General features: G+C 71.3%; 9 protein-coding genes and 1 pseudogene. 6 read left to right on the top strand and 4 right to left on the bottom strand.

Features of this window, described 5'->3' with window-relative positions:
- The first annotated feature begins 17 nt into the window (after positions 1-17).
- From FS845_RS18585 to FS845_RS18560, 6 genes and pseudogenes are all read left to right on the top strand, one after another.
- Positions 18-2,357, top strand: coding sequence for an acyl-CoA dehydrogenase (locus FS845_RS18585; RefSeq protein ID WP_144638096.1), 2,340 nt, complete (start codon positions 18-20; stop codon positions 2,355-2,357).
- A 91-nt stretch (positions 2,358-2,448) separates the two neighbouring features.
- Positions 2,449-3,735: pseudogene (locus FS845_RS18580) on the top strand (acetyl-CoA C-acetyltransferase); the annotation flags it as partial.
- A gap of 80 nt (positions 3,736-3,815) precedes the next feature.
- Positions 3,816-5,837 carry a 3-hydroxyacyl-CoA dehydrogenase NAD-binding domain-containing protein gene (locus tag FS845_RS18575; RefSeq protein WP_144638092.1) on the top strand — a complete coding sequence of 674 codons (2,022 nt, stop codon included), beginning with the start codon at positions 3,816-3,818 and terminating at the stop codon, positions 5,835-5,837.
- A 124-nt stretch (positions 5,838-5,961) separates the two neighbouring features.
- The gene (locus FS845_RS18570; RefSeq protein ID WP_144638090.1) at positions 5,962-7,266 is read left to right on the top strand and encodes an outer membrane protein transport protein; all 1,305 of its coding nucleotides are present in this window, start codon (positions 5,962-5,964) and stop codon (positions 7,264-7,266) included.
- 120 nt (positions 7,267-7,386) lie between these two features.
- Entirely contained in the window at positions 7,387-9,855 is a 2,469-nt protein-coding gene (locus tag FS845_RS18565; protein WP_144638088.1) for a 3-hydroxyacyl-CoA dehydrogenase/enoyl-CoA hydratase family protein, read from the top strand.
- 14 nt (positions 9,856-9,869) lie between these two features.
- Positions 9,870-11,069 carry an acetyl-CoA C-acyltransferase gene (locus FS845_RS18560; protein ID WP_144638086.1) on the top strand — a complete coding sequence of 400 codons (1,200 nt, stop codon included), beginning with the start codon at positions 9,870-9,872 and terminating at the stop codon, positions 11,067-11,069.
- Positions 11,070-11,163: 94 nt separating this feature from the next.
- Here the strand turns inward: FS845_RS18560 and FS845_RS18555 are convergent, their stop codons facing one another.
- From FS845_RS18555 to FS845_RS18540, 4 genes are all read right to left on the bottom strand, one after another.
- Positions 11,164-13,422, bottom strand: a complete 2,259-nt coding sequence (locus tag FS845_RS18555) for a xanthine dehydrogenase family protein molybdopterin-binding subunit (RefSeq protein WP_260986346.1) — start codon at positions 13,420-13,422, stop codon at positions 11,164-11,166.
- A complete protein-coding gene (locus FS845_RS18550) occupies positions 13,382-14,041 on the bottom strand; it encodes an isochorismatase family protein (protein WP_144638083.1) in 660 nt (219 codons plus the stop codon). Before FS845_RS18550 ends, FS845_RS18555 begins: the two co-directional genes overlap by 41 nt.
- 31 nt (positions 14,042-14,072) lie before the next feature.
- Positions 14,073-15,110 (bottom strand): 2,5-dihydroxypyridine 5,6-dioxygenase, encoded by a 1,038-nt coding sequence (locus tag FS845_RS18545; protein ID WP_144638081.1) that lies wholly within the window; start codon positions 15,108-15,110, stop codon positions 14,073-14,075.
- A 97-nt stretch (positions 15,111-15,207) separates the two neighbouring features.
- Positions 15,208-15,505: alpha/beta fold hydrolase (locus FS845_RS18540; protein WP_144638079.1), on the bottom strand; the 298-nt coding region annotated here is incomplete at its 5' end.

Below are 15,505 nucleotides of genomic sequence, written 5' to 3'. Positions count from 1 at the left end.
GACCCGGAGACCCGACCATGCCTGCCCTGATCCTGTTGCTGCTGCTGGCCGCGGTGGCCGCGCTGTTCCTGCTGCAACCGCTGCGCCAGGCCGTGCTGACCAAGCCGGTGTTCAGGCTGTACCGCAAGGTGCTGCCGCAGATGTCGGACACCGAGCGCGACGCGCTGGAGGCCGGCACGGTATGGTGGGAAGGCGAGCTGTTCCGCGGCCGACCGGATTGGAACGCGCTGCTGTCGTATCCCAAGCCGCAGCTGACCGAGGCGGAGCAGCGCTTCCTGGATCACGAAACCGCCGAGGCCTGCCGCATGGCCGACGACTGGGACATCACCAGCAAGCGCCAGGACCTGACGCCCGAACTGTGGGCCTACCTGAAGCAGAACGGCTTCCTGGGCATGATCATCCCCAAGGAATACGGCGGCCTGGGCTTCTCGGCCTATGCGCATTCGGAGGTGATCGCGCGGCTGTCGACCCGTTCGTCGGCGCTGGCGGTGTCCGTCATGGTGCCCAATTCGCTGGGGCCGGCCGAACTGCTGCTGCACTACGGCACCGAGGAACAGAAGGACCACTACCTGCCGCGCCTGGCCAACGGTACCGACGTGCCGGCCTTCGCGCTGACCAGCCCGTGGGCGGGCTCGGACGCCGCGGCCATTCCCGACCACGGCGTGGTGTGCCGCGGCCAGTGGCAAGGCCAGGAAGTGCTGGGCATGCGCGTCAGCTGGGACAAGCGCTACATCACGCTGGCGCCCGTGTGCACGCTGCTGGGCCTGGCGTTCCGCCTGTACGATCCCGACCGCCTGCTGGGCGGCGAGACCGACCTGGGCATCACCTGCGCGCTGGTGCCGCACGACCATCCGGGCGTGGACACGGGCCGCCGCCACCAGCCGCTGGGCGCCATGTTCATGAACGGCCCCACGCGCGGGCAGGACGTGTTCATGCCGCTGGAATTCATCATCGGCGGGCCGGCGCGCGCCGGCCAGGGCTGGCGCATGCTGATGGAATGCCTGGCGGCGGGCCGCTCGATTTCGCTGCCCTCTTCCAACTCGGCCATGGCCAAATACACCACGCGCACCGTGGGCGCCTATGCCCGCGTGCGCAGCCAGTTCCGCGTGCCGGTGGGCCGCTTCGAGGGCGTGGAGGAAGCGCTGGCGCGCATCGGCGGCAACACCTACCTGACGGAAGCCGCGCGCGTGATGACGGCGGGCGCCATCGACCTGGGCGCCAAGCCGTCGGTGGTGTCGGCCATCGTGAAGTATCACGTCACCGAACGCGCGCGGCAGGTGGTGGTGGACGGCATGGACGTGATAGGCGGCAAGGGCATCTGCCTGGGGCCGTCGAACTTCCTGGGCCGCGCCTACCAGCAGGCGCCCATCGGCATCACGGTGGAAGGCGCCAACATCCTGACGCGCAGCCTGATCATCTTCGGCCAGGGCGCCATCCGCTGCCATCCCTATGTGCTGGACGAGATGCGCGCGGCGCGGGACACGGATCCGGACCGCGGCCTGGAAGCCTTCGACAAGGCCTTCTGGAGCCACGTGCGCTTCACGGCGGGCAACGCCTGCCGCGCACTGGGACTGGCCCTCACGGGCGCTCGCTTCGTGCAGGCGCCCGGCCGCGCGGCGCCTGCCATGCACGCCTACTATCGCCGCATGACGCGCTACGCCAGCGGCTTCGCGCTGCTGGCCGACCTGTGCATGCTGCTGCTGGGCGGCAGCCTGAAGCGCCGCGAGCGCCTGTCCGCGCGGCTGGGCGACATGCTGTCGCAGCTGTACCTGGCCAGCGCCGTGTTGAAGCGCTACGAGGACGAAGGCCGGCAGGTCGAGGACGCGCCGCTGGCGCACTGGGCCATGCAGGACGCGCTGCACAAGCTGCAGCAGGCTGCCATCGGCGTGCTGGACAACCTGCCGCAGCGCGGCGTGGCCGGGTTGCTGCGCGTCGTGCTGTTTCCCTGGGGCATGCCGGAAAGCGGGCCCGCCGATGCGCTGGGCCAGAAAGTGGCGCAACTGGTGGTCGCGCCGGGCGCTGCGCGCGACCGCCTGACCGCGGGCTGCTACCTGCCGGAAAGCATCGACGAGCCCGTGGGCGCGCTGGAGAAGGCGCTGGCCGCCACCCTGGCCGCCGAACCCGCCGAGTCGCGCCTGCGCGAGGTCGAGAAGCGCGGCGCGCTGGACGGCAATCCGCGCGCCAACGTGCGCGACATGGCCGAGGCGGCCTGGGCGGCCAGCCTGATCTCCGACGAGGACTACAAGCTGCTGCGCCAGCGCAACCTGCTGCGCGACCGCGTGGTGCGGGTAGACGATTTCCCGTTCGACCTGGGCGCACAGGATGCGGCCGACGACCGCGAGGCGCGGGCGGCATGAGGGCGCGCGGCCTGCCGATGCAAGTTTCTCTGGAGCGCCGCGCGCGTCCTTTCGCGGGAACGCCGCGGCGCGGCGACAAGGAAATACAACCATGAGCTTCCAGCCTGTCTATGTGGTCGACGGCGCGCGCAGCCCCTTCCTGAAGGCACGCAACGCGCCGGGCCCGTTTGCCGCGGGGGACCTGGCCGTGCAGGCCGGCCGCACGCTGCTGCTGCGCCAGCCCTTCGCGCCCGACGCGCTGGGCGAAGTGGTGGTCGGCTGCGCCGCGCCCTCGCCCGACGAGGTGAACATCGGCCGCGTGATCGCGCTGCGGCTGGGCTGCGGCCACCGCGTGCCCGGCTGGACGGTGATGCGCAATTGCGCATCGGGCATGCAGGCGCTGGACAGCGCCATCCAGTCGATCCAACTGGGCCGGCACGACCTGGTGCTGGCGGGCGGCACGGACGCGCTGTCGCGCGCGCCGGTGCTGCTGTCCGACGAAATGGTGCAATGGCTGGCGCGCTGGTCTTCCGCGCGCAACCTGGGCGCGCGCCTGGCCACGCTGGGCGGCTTTCCGTTCCGCAAGCTGGCGCCCGTGATCGGGCTGCTCAAGGGCCTGACCGATCCAGTGGTGGGCCTGTCGATGGGACAGACCGCCGAAAACCTGGCCACCCGCTTCGGCATCGACCGCGCCGCGATGGACGCGTACGCCGCGCGCAGCCACCAGCGCGCGCTGGCGGCCCGCGCGCGCGGCGAAACGCAGCGCGAACTGGCGCCGCTGGTCGATCCGCGCAAGGGCACGCTGCACGACCACGACGACGGCGTGCGCGAAGACTCCACGCCCGAACGCCTGGCGCGGCTGCGTCCGGTGTTCGACAAGCCGTGGGGCAACGTCACGGCGGGCAACAGCTCGCAGGTGACGGACGGCGCGGCCATGCTGCTGCTGGCCTCGCAGGCGGCCGTCGACCGATACGGGCTGCAGCCGCTGGGCCGCATCGTCGACAGCCAATGGGCAGGCCTGGATCCCGCGCAGATGGGATTGGGCCCGGTGCACGCTGCCACGCCCATCCTGCAGCGCCACGGGCTGCGCCTGAACGACCTGGATCTCTGGGAGATCAACGAGGCCTTCGCCGCGCAGGTGCTGGGCTGCCTGGCCGCGTGGCAGGACGAGGCCTATTGCAGCGAATATCTGGGCACGCCGGCCTGGGGCCGGCTGGACCAGGAGCGCCTGAACGTGGACGGCGGCGCCATCGCGCTGGGCCATCCGGTGGGCGCCTCGGGCGCGCGCATCGTGCTGCACCTGCTGCATGCATTGCGCGCGCGCGGCCTGCGGCGCGGCATGGCGGCGATCTGCATCGGCGGCGGCCAGGGCGGCGCCATGCTGGTGGAGACGATGGATCGGGCCGAATCGGGCCGGGCCGCGCCAGACCTGTTCGCGCAAGCAGGCGAACCCGCCGCGCGCGGCACGGAGGAAACCCGATGAACTGGCATCTGCGACACGACGCCGACGGGCTGGCCTGGCTGACGCTGGATTGCGTGGGCAGCGCCGTCAACACGCTTTCCGCGCCGGTGATGGCCGAGCTGTCCAGCGTGCTGGACACGCTGGACGCCCAGCCGCCGCGCGGCCTGGTCATCCTGTCGGCCAAGAAGGCCGGCTTCATCGCCGGCGCCGACATCGACGAATTCGCCGCGCTGGATGGCGCGCAGGGCGCGCAGGAGCTGGTCGCGCGCGGCTGGAACCTGTTCGAGCGCCTGGCCAGGGTGCGCTACCCCACGCTGGCCCTGATCCATGGCCACTGCCTGGGCGGAGGACTGGAGCTGGCGCTGGCCTGCCGCTATCGCCTGGTGGCCGACGAGCCCGACACCGCGCTGGCGCTGCCGGAAGTGATGCTTGGGATCGTGCCGGGCTGGGGCGGCATGCTGCGCCTGCCCGCGCTGATCGGCGCGCCCGCCGCGCTGGACATGATGCTGACCGGCCGCCGCGTCGACGCGCGCCGCGCCGCCGCGCTGGGCCTGGCCGATGCGCGGGTGCCGACCCGCCTGCTGCACGCCGCGGCGCGCCAGCAAGTGCTGTCGAACCGGAAGCCGCGCCGCGCGCGCGGCATCCCACGCCTGCTGAACCTGCCGCCCTTGACCACGCTGGTGGCGCGCCAGGCGCGCAAGCGCATCGCCGAGAAAGACCCGCAAGGTCACTATCCGGCCCCGGGCGCCATCGTGGATATATGGGAGCTGCACGGCGGCAATGCCCTGCGCGCCCCGGCCCTGCTGGATGCCATTCTGTCTTCCGACACCGCGCGCAACCTGGTGCGCGTCTTCCGCCTGCAGGAACGCCTGAAGGCCCATGGCAAGGCGGACGGCACGCCTCCCGTGGCCCACGTGCACGTGGTGGGCGCCGGCACCATGGGCGGCGACATCGCCGCATGGTGCGCGCTGCGCGGCCTGACCGTCACGCTGCAGGACCAGGACATCGCCCGCATCGCGCCGGCGCTGGCCCGCGCGGCCCGGCTCTATGCGCGCAAGCTGAAGAATCGCCGCGAAGCACGCGCAGCTTTCGACCGCCTGATTCCCGATCCCGAAGGCCACGGCGTCGCGCGCGCCGACGTCGTGATCGAGGCCATAGTCGAACAGCTCGACGCCAAGCGCGCGCTGTACCGCCAGATCGAGCCGCGCCTGAAACCCGGCGCGCTGCTGGCAACCAACACATCGAGCCTGTCCCTGCGGAACCTGGGCGCGGAACTGGCGCAACCGCGGCGGCTGGTCGGCATCCACTTCTTCAACCCGGTGGCGCGCATGCCGTTGGTCGAGGTGGTGCGCGGAGCGCCCGGCGACGCGGCGGCCCGCGACGGCGACGGCGCCGATGCCGGCCGCGCCGATGCCGGCCGCGCCGCCCAAGCCCGCGCTTGCGCCTTCGTGGGCGCCATCGGCAAGCTGCCGCTGCCCGTGAAGGATGCGCCCGGCTTCCTGGTCAACGCCGTGCTGGCGCCCTACATGCTGGAAGCCATGCGTTGCGTGGACGAAGGCATGCCGCCCGCCGCCATCGACGCGGCCATGACGGCATATGGCATGCCCATGGGACCGATCGAGCTGGCCGACACGGTCGGCCTGGACATCGCACTGGCCGCGGGACGCCAATTGGCCGATGGCGCCGAACCACCGCGCTGCCTGCTGCAGCGCGTCGAGCGCGGCGAGCTGGGCAGCAAGACGGGCCAAGGCTTCTATGCCTGGCGCGACGGCAAGGCGGTCAAGCCGGGCAAGGGCGAGGCCGGGCGAGCCGCGCCTGGGCTGGCGCAGCGCCTGACCGAGCCTTTGATCGCACGCGCGCGGCAACAGGTCGCGGCGGGCGTGGTCGCGGACGCCGACCTGGCCGATGCCGGCGTGATCTTCGGCACGGGCTACGCACCCTACACCGGCGGTCCATTGCATGGATCGCGTGACAAGGGACCATCGGCCCCGAACCAACCTTCGCATCCCAGGGAGCCATTGCCCCCCATGACGGAATGAACCCGCCCGGCGGCATGCCGCCGGGAGGGCGGCACGTGGAATCACAACAACGATCGGGCGGTTGCGGCGATCCAAAGGCAAGCCAGCCCGGCGACAATACTTATATCCATCGGAGACGACACAAATGCGCAAACACCTTCTGGCGCTCAACGCCATCACAGCCTTGATGGCGGGCACCTATGGCGCCGGCACGCATGCGGCGGGCTTCCAGCTGCTGGAGCAGAACGCCAGCGGCCTGGGCAACGCCTATGCCGGCTCGGCGGCCAACCCCGAGAACGCCAGCACCATCTACTTCAACCCCGCCGGCATGACCTACCTGCCGGGCGGCAACGTGTCGGCGGGCGCCAACGCCATATGGCCATCGTTCAAGTTCCGCGACAACGGCAACAGCCGCAACCCCACGGTGCTGGGCGGCACCGCCCCCACCGGCGGCAACAGCGGCGACGCGGGCCACCTGGGCATCGTGCCCAATGCCTACCTGTCGTACCAGGTGGCGCCGAAGTGGTGGCTGGGCATCGGCATGGGCGCGCCATTCGGCCTGATGACCGAGTACGACAGCGGCTGGGCGGGCCAGTACCACTCGAACAAGTTCGAGATCACCACCATCAACATCAACCCGTCCATCGCCTACAAGGTGTCCGACCAGCTGTCGTTCGGCATCGGCGCCAACTGGCAGCGCATCGACGCCGAATACCAGAAGAAGACCGTGGTGCCGCTGGTGCCGGCGGCCGGCATCTTCACCAACGGCGACGCCCGCCTGAAGATGCACGGCGACGCCTGGGGCTGGAACGCCGGCATCATGTTCCAACCCGTCGAGAGCACCCGCATCGGCGTGTCGTACCGCTCGACCATGAAGCAGGATGCGCGCGGCAATACCGACGTCAACGACATCGCCCTGCCCGGCGGCGCGACCACCACGGCCTCGTACGCGGCCAGCACCACGGTCAAGCTGCCCGACCAGCTGATCCTCAGCGCCTCGCACCAGCTCACGCCGCGCTGGCAGCTGCTGGGCGACATCTCGTGGACGGGCTGGAGCAGCCTGCAGTCGCTGGACATCTCCAACCGCAACGGCCCCTCCGATTCGCTGCCGTTGAACTTCCGCGACACCTGGCGCATCGCGCTGGGCGCCAACTACCAGATCAACGAGCAATGGAAGTGGAAGGTGGGCGTGGCGTTCGACCAGTCGCCGGTGCACAAGGCGGAAGATCGCCTGGCCTCGCTGCCCGACACCGACCGCTGGTGGTTCTCCACCGGCGTGCAATACCAGGCCACGAAGAACATCGCCATCGACGTGGGCTATACCTATCTGTACCTGCGCGACTCCGACATCGACACCACGTCGGGCAACCAGTTGTCCAAGGGCCGCCTGGCGGGCAGCTACGACAGCAAGGGCAACATCGTGGGCGTGCAGGTCTCCGCGCGGTTCTGACCGGCCGGTCGCGCGCGGCGCGGCCTGCGTGAGGCACTCTGCGCGGCCCGGCGCGCTGCGCGCGAAGCATCCCGGCCACGGGCGGGCCGCAAGGCCCGCCTCTTCAACGAGGAGGTTGTTTTGAGCAAGTTCATCGTCAAGCATGCCGCCGTCCTGGGCGCGGGCGTGATGGGTGCGCAGATCGCCGCCCACCTGGCCAACGCGGGCGTGCGCGTCACCCTGTACGACCTGACCGCCAAGGAGGGCGACCGCAACGGCATCGCCCGCAAGGCCCTGGACGGCCTGAAGAAGCTCGAGCCCGCCCCGTTGGCCGGCGCCGCGCGGCTGGCGCTGATCGCGCCGGCCAACTACGACGACGACCTGCCGAAACTGGGCGAATGCGACCTGGTGATCGAGGCCATCGCCGAGCGGCTGGACTGGAAGACCGATCTGTACGAGCGCATCGCGCCGCATCTGGACGCGCGCGCCACCATCGCATCCAATACCTCGGGCCTGTCGATCCAGTCGCTGGCCGAGGCGTTGCCCGAATCGCTGCGGCCGCGCTTCTGCGGCGTGCACTTCTTCAATCCGCCGCGCTACATGCGGCTGGTCGAACTCATCGCCACCACCTATACCCGGCCGCAGGTGCTGGACGACCTGGAGGCCTGGCTCACGTCGCGCCTGGGCAAGGGCGTGGTGCGCGCGCTGGATACGCCGAATTTCGTGGCCAATCGCATCGGCGTGTTTTCCATCCTGGCCGCCATGCACCACACGCAGCGGCTGGGCCTGGGCTTCGACGAGGTCGACGCGCTGACCGGTCCGCTGATCGGCCGGCCCAAGAGCGCCACCTACCGTACCGCCGACGTGGTCGGCCTGGACACGCTGGCGCACGTCATCGGCACCATGCGCGAGCACCTGCCGGACGATCCGTGGCACCGCCACTTCAAGTCGCCCGACTGGCTGCAGCGCCTGATCGATGCCGGCGCGCTGGGGCAGAAGCGCGGCGCGGGCGTGTACAAGAAGGTGGGCAAGGACATCCAGGTGCTGGACCTGGCCACCGGCGACTACCGGCCCAGCGCGGGCAAGGTGGCCGACGAGGTTGCCGCCATCCTTCGCGAACGCGACCCGGCCAGGCGGCTGGCCGCGCTGCGCGCGTCGCGGCATCCCCAGGCGCAATTCCTGTGGAGCATTTTCCGCGACCTGTTCCACTACAGCGCCGTGCACCTGGCCGACGTGGCCGACAACGCGCGCGACCTGGATCTGGCCATGCGCTGGGGCTTCGGCTGGAACCAGGGCCCCTTCGAGACCTGGCAGGCCGCGGGCTGGCAGGACATCGCCCGCGCCATCGCCGACGAGGTGCAGCAGGGACGGGCAAGCGCGTCCGCCCGGCCGCCCGAAGGAAGCGCGCCTGCCCTTGGGGAGGGAGCCGCGCAGCGGAAGGAGGGCTCGATCATGAGCGACGCCCCCTTGCCCGCCTGGGTGCTGGAGCCGCAGCGCCAGGGCGTGCACGGCCCCGAGGGCTCGTACCGCGCCGCCGACGGCACGTGGCGGCCGCGTTCGTCGCTGCCCGTGTACCGCCGCCAGCTGTTCCCCGAGACCGTGGCCGGCGAGACCCCGCCCGACCGCGGCGTCACGCTGTGGGAGAACCCCGGCGTGCGGCTGTGGCACCTGCCCGAGGTGGTCGCGGGCGTGGCCATCCTGTCCATCACCACGCGCAAGCACGTGCTGGGCAACGAAGTGCTGGAAGGCATCCGCGAGTCCGTGGCGCGCGCCGAAGCGGATTTCGATGCGCTGGTGCTGTGGCACGACGCGCCGTTCGCGCTGGGGGCCAACCTGGAACAGGTCTGGCAGGCATGCCAGGCCGGACAGTTCGACATGCTGGAAGCCACCGTGGAGACGTTCCAGAACACCTCGCTGGCGCTGCGCTACGCGCAGGTGCCGGTGGTGGCGGCCGTGCAAGGCATGGCGCTGGGCGGCGGCTGCGAATTCATGATGCATGCGGCCCGGCGCGTGATGGCGCTGGAAAGCTATGTGGGGCTGGTAGAGGCCGGCGTGGGCCTGATCCCGGCCGGCGGCGGCAGCAAGGCGCTGGCCGCGCGCGCCGCGGCGCTCGCGCAGGCCACGGCCACGCCCAACGAGGTGTTCCCCTATCTGCAGCCGGTGTTCCAGAACATCGCCATGGCTCAGGTGTCCAAGAGCGCGCTGCAGGCGGTCGACATGGGCTACGCGGCCGAGACCGATCCGGTCGTGTTTCACCCCGGCGAGTTGCTGTGGGTGGCGCTGAAAGAGGCGCGCGCGCTGGCCGACAGCGGCTACATGCCGCCCCTGCCCGTACGAGGCATCCCGGTGGCGGGCCGCGCCGGCATCGCCAACTTCGAGATGATGCTGGTCAACATGCGCGAAGGCGGCATGATCAGTGCGCACGACTATCGCGTGGCACGCGGTGCCGCGGTGGCCCTGTGCGGCGGCGAAGTCGACGCCGGCACGCGGGTGGACGAGACCTGGCTGCTGGCGGTGGAGCGCCGCGAGTTCGTGGCGCTGCTGCGCACGCCCGAGACGCAGGCCCGCATCCGCCACACCCTGGACACCGGCAAACCGCTGCGCAACTAGGAAGCCACAACATCATGAAAAGAACCATGCAGGAAGCCTACATCGTGGCCGCCACGCGCCTGCCGGTGGGCAAGCGCAACGGCCTGTACGTCCATACCCGTCCCGATGACATGCTGGCCGCCGCGCTGCGCGGCGCGCTGGCGCAGGTGCCGTCGCTGGATGCGGCGCGCATCGAGGACGTGGTGGCCGGCTGCGCCATGCCCGAGGCCGAGCAAGGCATGAACGTGGCGCGCATCGCGCTGCTGCTGGCCGGCCTGCCCGACCGCGTGGCCGGCGTCACCGTCAACCGGTTCTGCGCCTCGGGCCTGCAGGCCGTGGCCGACGCGGCGGCACGCATCCGACTGGGCGAGGCCGACATCATGATCGGCGCCGGCACCGAATCCATGAGCGCCATGCCGCAGATCATGGGCAACAAGGTGGCGATGAACCCCGCCATCTTCGAGCACGACGAGAACCTCGGCATGGCCTACGGCATGGGCCTGACCGGCGAGAAGGTCGCCGAGCGCTGGAAGGTCTCGCGCGAGGACCAGGACGCCTTCGCCCTGGCCTCGCACCGCAAGGCCATCGCCGCCATCGAAGCCGGCCACTTCCAGGCCGAGACCACGCCGTACACGGTGGTGTCCTGGCTGCCGGACGGCAAGTCGGGCGCACCCAGGCGGGTCGAGCGCACGGCGGACCGCGACGAAGGTCCGCGCGCCGACACCACCGCCGAAGCGCTGGCGAAGCTGCGGCCGGTGTTCGCCGCGCGCGGCAGCGTCACGGCGGGCAACAGCTCGCAGATGTCGGACGGCGCGGGCGCGGTGGTGCTGGTGTCCGAACGCATCCTGCGCGAGTTCGACCTGCAGCCGCTGGCGCGCTTCGCCGGTTTCGCGGTGGCCGGCGTGCCGCCCGAGATCATGGGCATCGGGCCCGCCATGGCGATTCCCAAGGTGCTGGCCACCACGGGCGTGCGCATGCAGGACCTGGACTGGATCGAGCTGAACGAGGCCTTCGCGGCGCAGTCCCTGGCGGTGATCCGCGACGCGCAGCTGGATCCGGACAAGGTCAATCCGCTGGGCGGCGCGATCGCGCTGGGCCATCCCCTGGGCGCGACCGGCGCGATCCGCACGGCCACGCTGCTGCACGGGCTGCGGCGCACGAAGGGCAAGTACGGGATGGTGACGATGTGCATCGGCACCGGGATGGGCGCCGCGGGCATTTTCGAGGCGCTGTAGCCGGCACGGCTGCGCGGCCGCACGCACGGCCGCGCGGCGGCAATGCTTCACGCCGTCCGGGCTCCGGCGGGCAAGAGGGCCGCGGGCGGCCGCCTCAGCCGGCCAGGCTCGCCAGGATGCGTTCCGGCGTGAACGGCGGTTCGCGCCAGCGCCGGCCCGTGGCATCGTACAGGGCGTTGGCCAGCGCCGCGGGGCCGCACACCGAGGCGGATTCGCCCGCGCCCATGGGGGGCTCGTCCTGGCGCGGCATCAGCACCACGTCGACCTCAGGCACTTCCAGGAAGCCCACGATGGGATAGGCCCCCCACTCCAGGCTGGTGACGCCGGCCTCGGTGAACGTCACGCGTTCTTTCAGCGTGCGGCTCAGGGTCTGGATCACGTTGCCATGCACCTGGTGGCGCACGCCGTCGGGATTGACCATCATGCCGGTGTCCTGCCCGACCACCACGCGCCGGACACGGATGCGGCCCGTGGCCGGATCCACGCAGAGATCGACCACCCACGCGGCCCAGGCGGCGCCGAAGCCGGGAAACTTGCTGTGCACGTAGCGGGCGTACGCCACGCCCCGTCCGTGCAGGAGTCCATCGTCGCCGGGCTGCCCGCGCGAGCCTGCCGCGCCCGCCTGCCAGCCGGCGCGCCGCGCGACCGCGCGCAGCAGGTCCGCCGCGCGCGCATCGTCCAGGTGATGCAGCCGGAACTCGACCGGGTCGCGGCCGGCCCGTTCGGCCAGCTCGTCGATGAAGCAGTCGTGCGCGAACGAGTTCGGCAGCGCCGACACGCCGCGCAGCCAGGCGGCGCGCACGATGGCCGGCACGTCGTGACAGACGATGCGCTGGTGCGGATAGCGGTACGGAGGCACGGCGGTGCGGTCCCCCATCTCCAGCACGCGCGGCCCGGCGTCCACCGTGCCGGTCAGCAGCAGGGCCAGCAGGGGCGCGTCGTTGGACGGATAGCGCGTGGCGAAATCGTAGGCGGCCAGGTTGCCGTGCGGGTCCAGCGCGCCGCGCACCTCCATCAGTTGCGCCGCGCCCTTGGGCTCCCAGGCGTGTTCCTGTTCGCGGCTGAGCTGCACGCGCACGGGCGCGCCCACGGCGCGCGACAGCAGCGCCGCGTCGGCGCAGACGTCGTCCGCGCAATTGCGCCCGTAGCAGCCCGCGGCCTCCATGCGGACGACCTCGATGTGCCCCTCCCCCAAGCCCAGCAGGCGGTCCAGGTCGATGCGCAGCATGTGCGGATTCTGCGTGCCGGACCAGACCGTCAGCCCCTCCGGACGGAAGTCCGCCACGGCGCACGACGGCCCGATGGACGCATGCATCTGGTAGGGCCACACGTACTGGCGCGACAGGCTCTCGCCCTGCGCCAGCGCGGTCTCGACGTCGCCCTCTTCCTTCAGGGGCCGCAGGGTGGCCGGCTGCGCCTTGAGCGCCGCGGCGAGGTCGTCCAGCGGCGGGGCCGGCGGCACGGCCCGCCAGCGCACGCGCAGCTGCCGCGCGGCGCGCACGGCCTGTTCCTCGCGCTGCGCCACCACGCCCACGAAATCTCCCTGCACGACCACCTGGACCACGCCCGGCAGTCCCGCCACCGAAGCCGCGTCGGCCTCGATCAGGCTGTGGCCGACGAACGCGCCGGTATCGCGGCCGGCATAGGGCGGCCGCACCACGCGGCCGTGCAGCATGCCGGGCACGCGCACGTCGTGGACGTAGACGGGTTCGCCCGTGGCCTTGGCCGGAATGTCCACGCGCGCCGTACTCTTGCCCACGATGCGGTACTGCGCCGCGGGCTTCAGGGGCACGTCGTCGGCCAGGCGCAGCATCGCGCCGCCTTCGCGCAGCAGCGTCCAATAGTCGATGCGCCGGCCGTCGGGCGACGCGACCACGCCGTCGTCCACCACCAGAGAGGCGGCGTCCGCCCCAAGGCGCTGCGCGGCCCGTTGCACCAGATGGCCGCGCGCCTGCGCCGCGGCGCGGCGCAGCGGCACGGCGGAGATCTGGATGGTGGCGCTGGCGATGGTGGGCCCCTGGTTGGGCGCGGCCTCGGTGTGGCCCAGCACCATGCGCACGCGGGCCAGGTCCACGTCCAGTTCCTCGGCCACGATCTGCGCCAGCGCGGTACGGATGCCCGTGCCGAGGTCGACGTGGCCGTTGAAGGCCTGCACGCGGCCGTCGGCCAGCACCGCCACGAAGATGTCGGGCGTGGCGCGGACGTAGTCGGACGCCGCGCCGGGCTGGCCCGGCGCGGGCCGCGCACCCGGCGCCGGATCGCGCACGACCAGCAGCGCGCCGGCATCGGCCAACAGCCCCTGGTGCAGCGCCCTAGGCGTGTGCGGCAGCGGCGCTCGCGTCGTCGATGGCAAGAATGGCCTCCAGCGCCGCGTCGCGATGCATCACGGCGGCGTACTTCTGCTGCATGTCGAACAAGTTGGCATCGTGGGGGCCCAGCGCGCGGTCGCCGACGCAGTCGGCCAGCACCACGGGCCGGAAGCCCGCCGACATGGCATCGACCACGCTGGCCCGCACGCAGCCGCTGGTGGTGCAGCCGGCCACCAGCAGGGTCTGCACGCCGCGCTGCGCCAGCCATGCCGCCAGCATGGTGCCATAGAACGCCGAGGGCACGCTCTTGCGCACCACGTATTCCCCGGGGGCCGGGGCCAGCTCCGGCACGATGGCGCTGGCGGGCGAGGCCTCTTTCAGCGTCAGCATGCCCGGCACCTTGATGCTGAAGATGTTGCCGTCGGCATCGTCGTCGGCGTAGACGATGCGGCTGTGCGCCACCGCCCAGCCGCGCTGGCGCGCCGTCGCCAGCAGCGGCACCGTGCTGGCGATGGCCTGGGGGATGTTGCCCCCGCCGAACTGCGCGGGATCCGCGAACCCGTTGACGAAATCGACGATCAGCAACCCGAAGGGCGCGCGCAACGGCAGCGCGGTGCCGAAGCCCTGCCGCTGGTAGGTCGCGATCTCTTCCTGCTTGGCCATATGGTTTGTTCCTGTGGCTACGATGATGGGTTCAGGCCCGGTCCAGTACCTTGCCCGCCCTGACGACTTCCTGCCCATCCAGCTTCACCGTGCATCCGCGCAGCGGAATGTCGATGTGGCAGGCCGTGGTGCGGCTGCCACCGGCCTCGTTGTTCGGTCCCAGCGAGAACAGGAAATTGCCCTCGTAGGCCCGCGCGTCCATGCCGATGGTGGCCTCGCGGTCGTACAGGCCCAGCACGCCGCGATGCGCGCGCGGCTGCAGGCCCCAGCCGATGTGCGAGATCGCATAGGCCTCGGGATCGTCGAAGGTGGCCATGTATTCGCGCAGCAGCTCGGCGTCCACGCCGCCTTCGATGCGGGTGGCGTAGCCGTTCTCCACCGTCAGGGTGATGGGATCGGACACGTAGGATTTCTGCGGCAGCAGAATGTCGCCGCGGTCGATCACGATGCGGCCGGTGGCGCCGCCCTCGTCGGGCCAGGTCAGCACGAAACCGCTGGGCCAGTGGTCCCAGCGCCCGGGCTCGTCCACGAAGCCGTACTCGCTGATGGCGGGAAACTCGCCCAGCGGACAGCGCAGCTCGGTGCCGGCGGGGGAATGGACGGTCATCTCGCGCGCGGCCGCGATGCGGGCGGCGGCCGCCTTCACGCGGGCCCGGTCGGCCTCGGTGGGCACCAGCCGGGCCAGGACTTCGGGCGGCTCGACCGCCAGCAGGATCTTCGTGCCGCCCGCCAGGATCTCGTGCTGCTCCGGCGAGAACAGCAGCGTCATCAGGTCGAGCACCAGGTCGCTGGCCTTCAGGGCCGCGATGGCGGCCTTGTTGCCCGTCAGCGGCGTGGTGCCCAGGTAGGCCAGGGAATCTCTGCTGAGCGCCTTCTCGGCATTGACGGGCGGCAGGTCCAGGCGATTGACGATGGCCCCCATCGACTGGGCCGCGATCAACGCGGCCGACAGCGTCTGCGGATGGGTGGCCGCGCTGGTCAGCACCGTGACGGCCTGCCCCGCCTGCAATTTCGACAGCTTCAGCACCTGCTGCCAGGCCTGGATCAATTCATAGTCGCTTACCGGCATCCTGCTCTCCTTGCCCTGACCGGGCCCATTGCCTGCCTGCGCGGGCCTCGCGGCGACCGGCCGGCCGCGGCGGACCCATGCATTCCGCGGCGCGCCTCTACAGGCTCGCGCCGAGAAAATCGCCGAAGGCGGCGTAGAAACCTTGCTCGTTATCCCAGGGAATCATGTGCCCGGCGTCGGCCACGCGCACGTGCTCCGTGCCCGGCGCCAGTCGCTGGATCTCGGCCACGTCTTCGTCCTGCACTACGTCGCCGCGCGCGGCGGTGATCAGCAGCGCGGGAACCTTCAACGACGGCAGGTCGGCATGCACGTCGTCCCTATGGAAACCGTCGAAGCTGGCCAGGATGGCGCGCTCGTCGCAGGTGTGCAGCCACTGGGCGCGCAGCTGGCGCTGT

This window comes from Bordetella genomosp. 13, assembly GCF_007679965.1.
In the GTDB taxonomy this organism is placed as follows: domain Bacteria; phylum Pseudomonadota; class Gammaproteobacteria; order Burkholderiales; family Burkholderiaceae_B; genus Bordetella.
This window is presented reverse-complemented; position numbering and strand designations above follow the sequence as displayed.

What these genes read in the sequence shown, in the direction of transcription:
- FS845_RS18585 (WP_144638096.1), top strand. Translation starts at nt 18, where the DNA reads ATGCCTGCCCTGATCCTGTTGCTGCTGCTGGCCGCGGTGGCCGCGCTG.
- FS845_RS18575 (WP_144638092.1), top strand. Translation starts at nt 3,816, where the DNA reads ATGAACTGGCATCTGCGACACGACGCCGACGGGCTGGCCTGGCTGACG.
- FS845_RS18570 (WP_144638090.1), top strand. Translation starts at nt 5,962, where the DNA reads ATGCGCAAACACCTTCTGGCGCTCAACGCCATCACAGCCTTGATGGCG.
- FS845_RS18560 (WP_144638086.1), top strand. Translation starts at nt 9,870, where the DNA reads ATGAAAAGAACCATGCAGGAAGCCTACATCGTGGCCGCCACGCGCCTG.
- FS845_RS18550 (WP_144638083.1), bottom strand. Translation starts at nt 14,041, where the DNA reads ATGGCCAAGCAGGAAGAGATCGCGACCTACCAGCGGCAGGGCTTCGGC.
- FS845_RS18545 (WP_144638081.1), bottom strand. Translation starts at nt 15,110, where the DNA reads ATGCCGGTAAGCGACTATGAATTGATCCAGGCCTGGCAGCAGGTGCTG.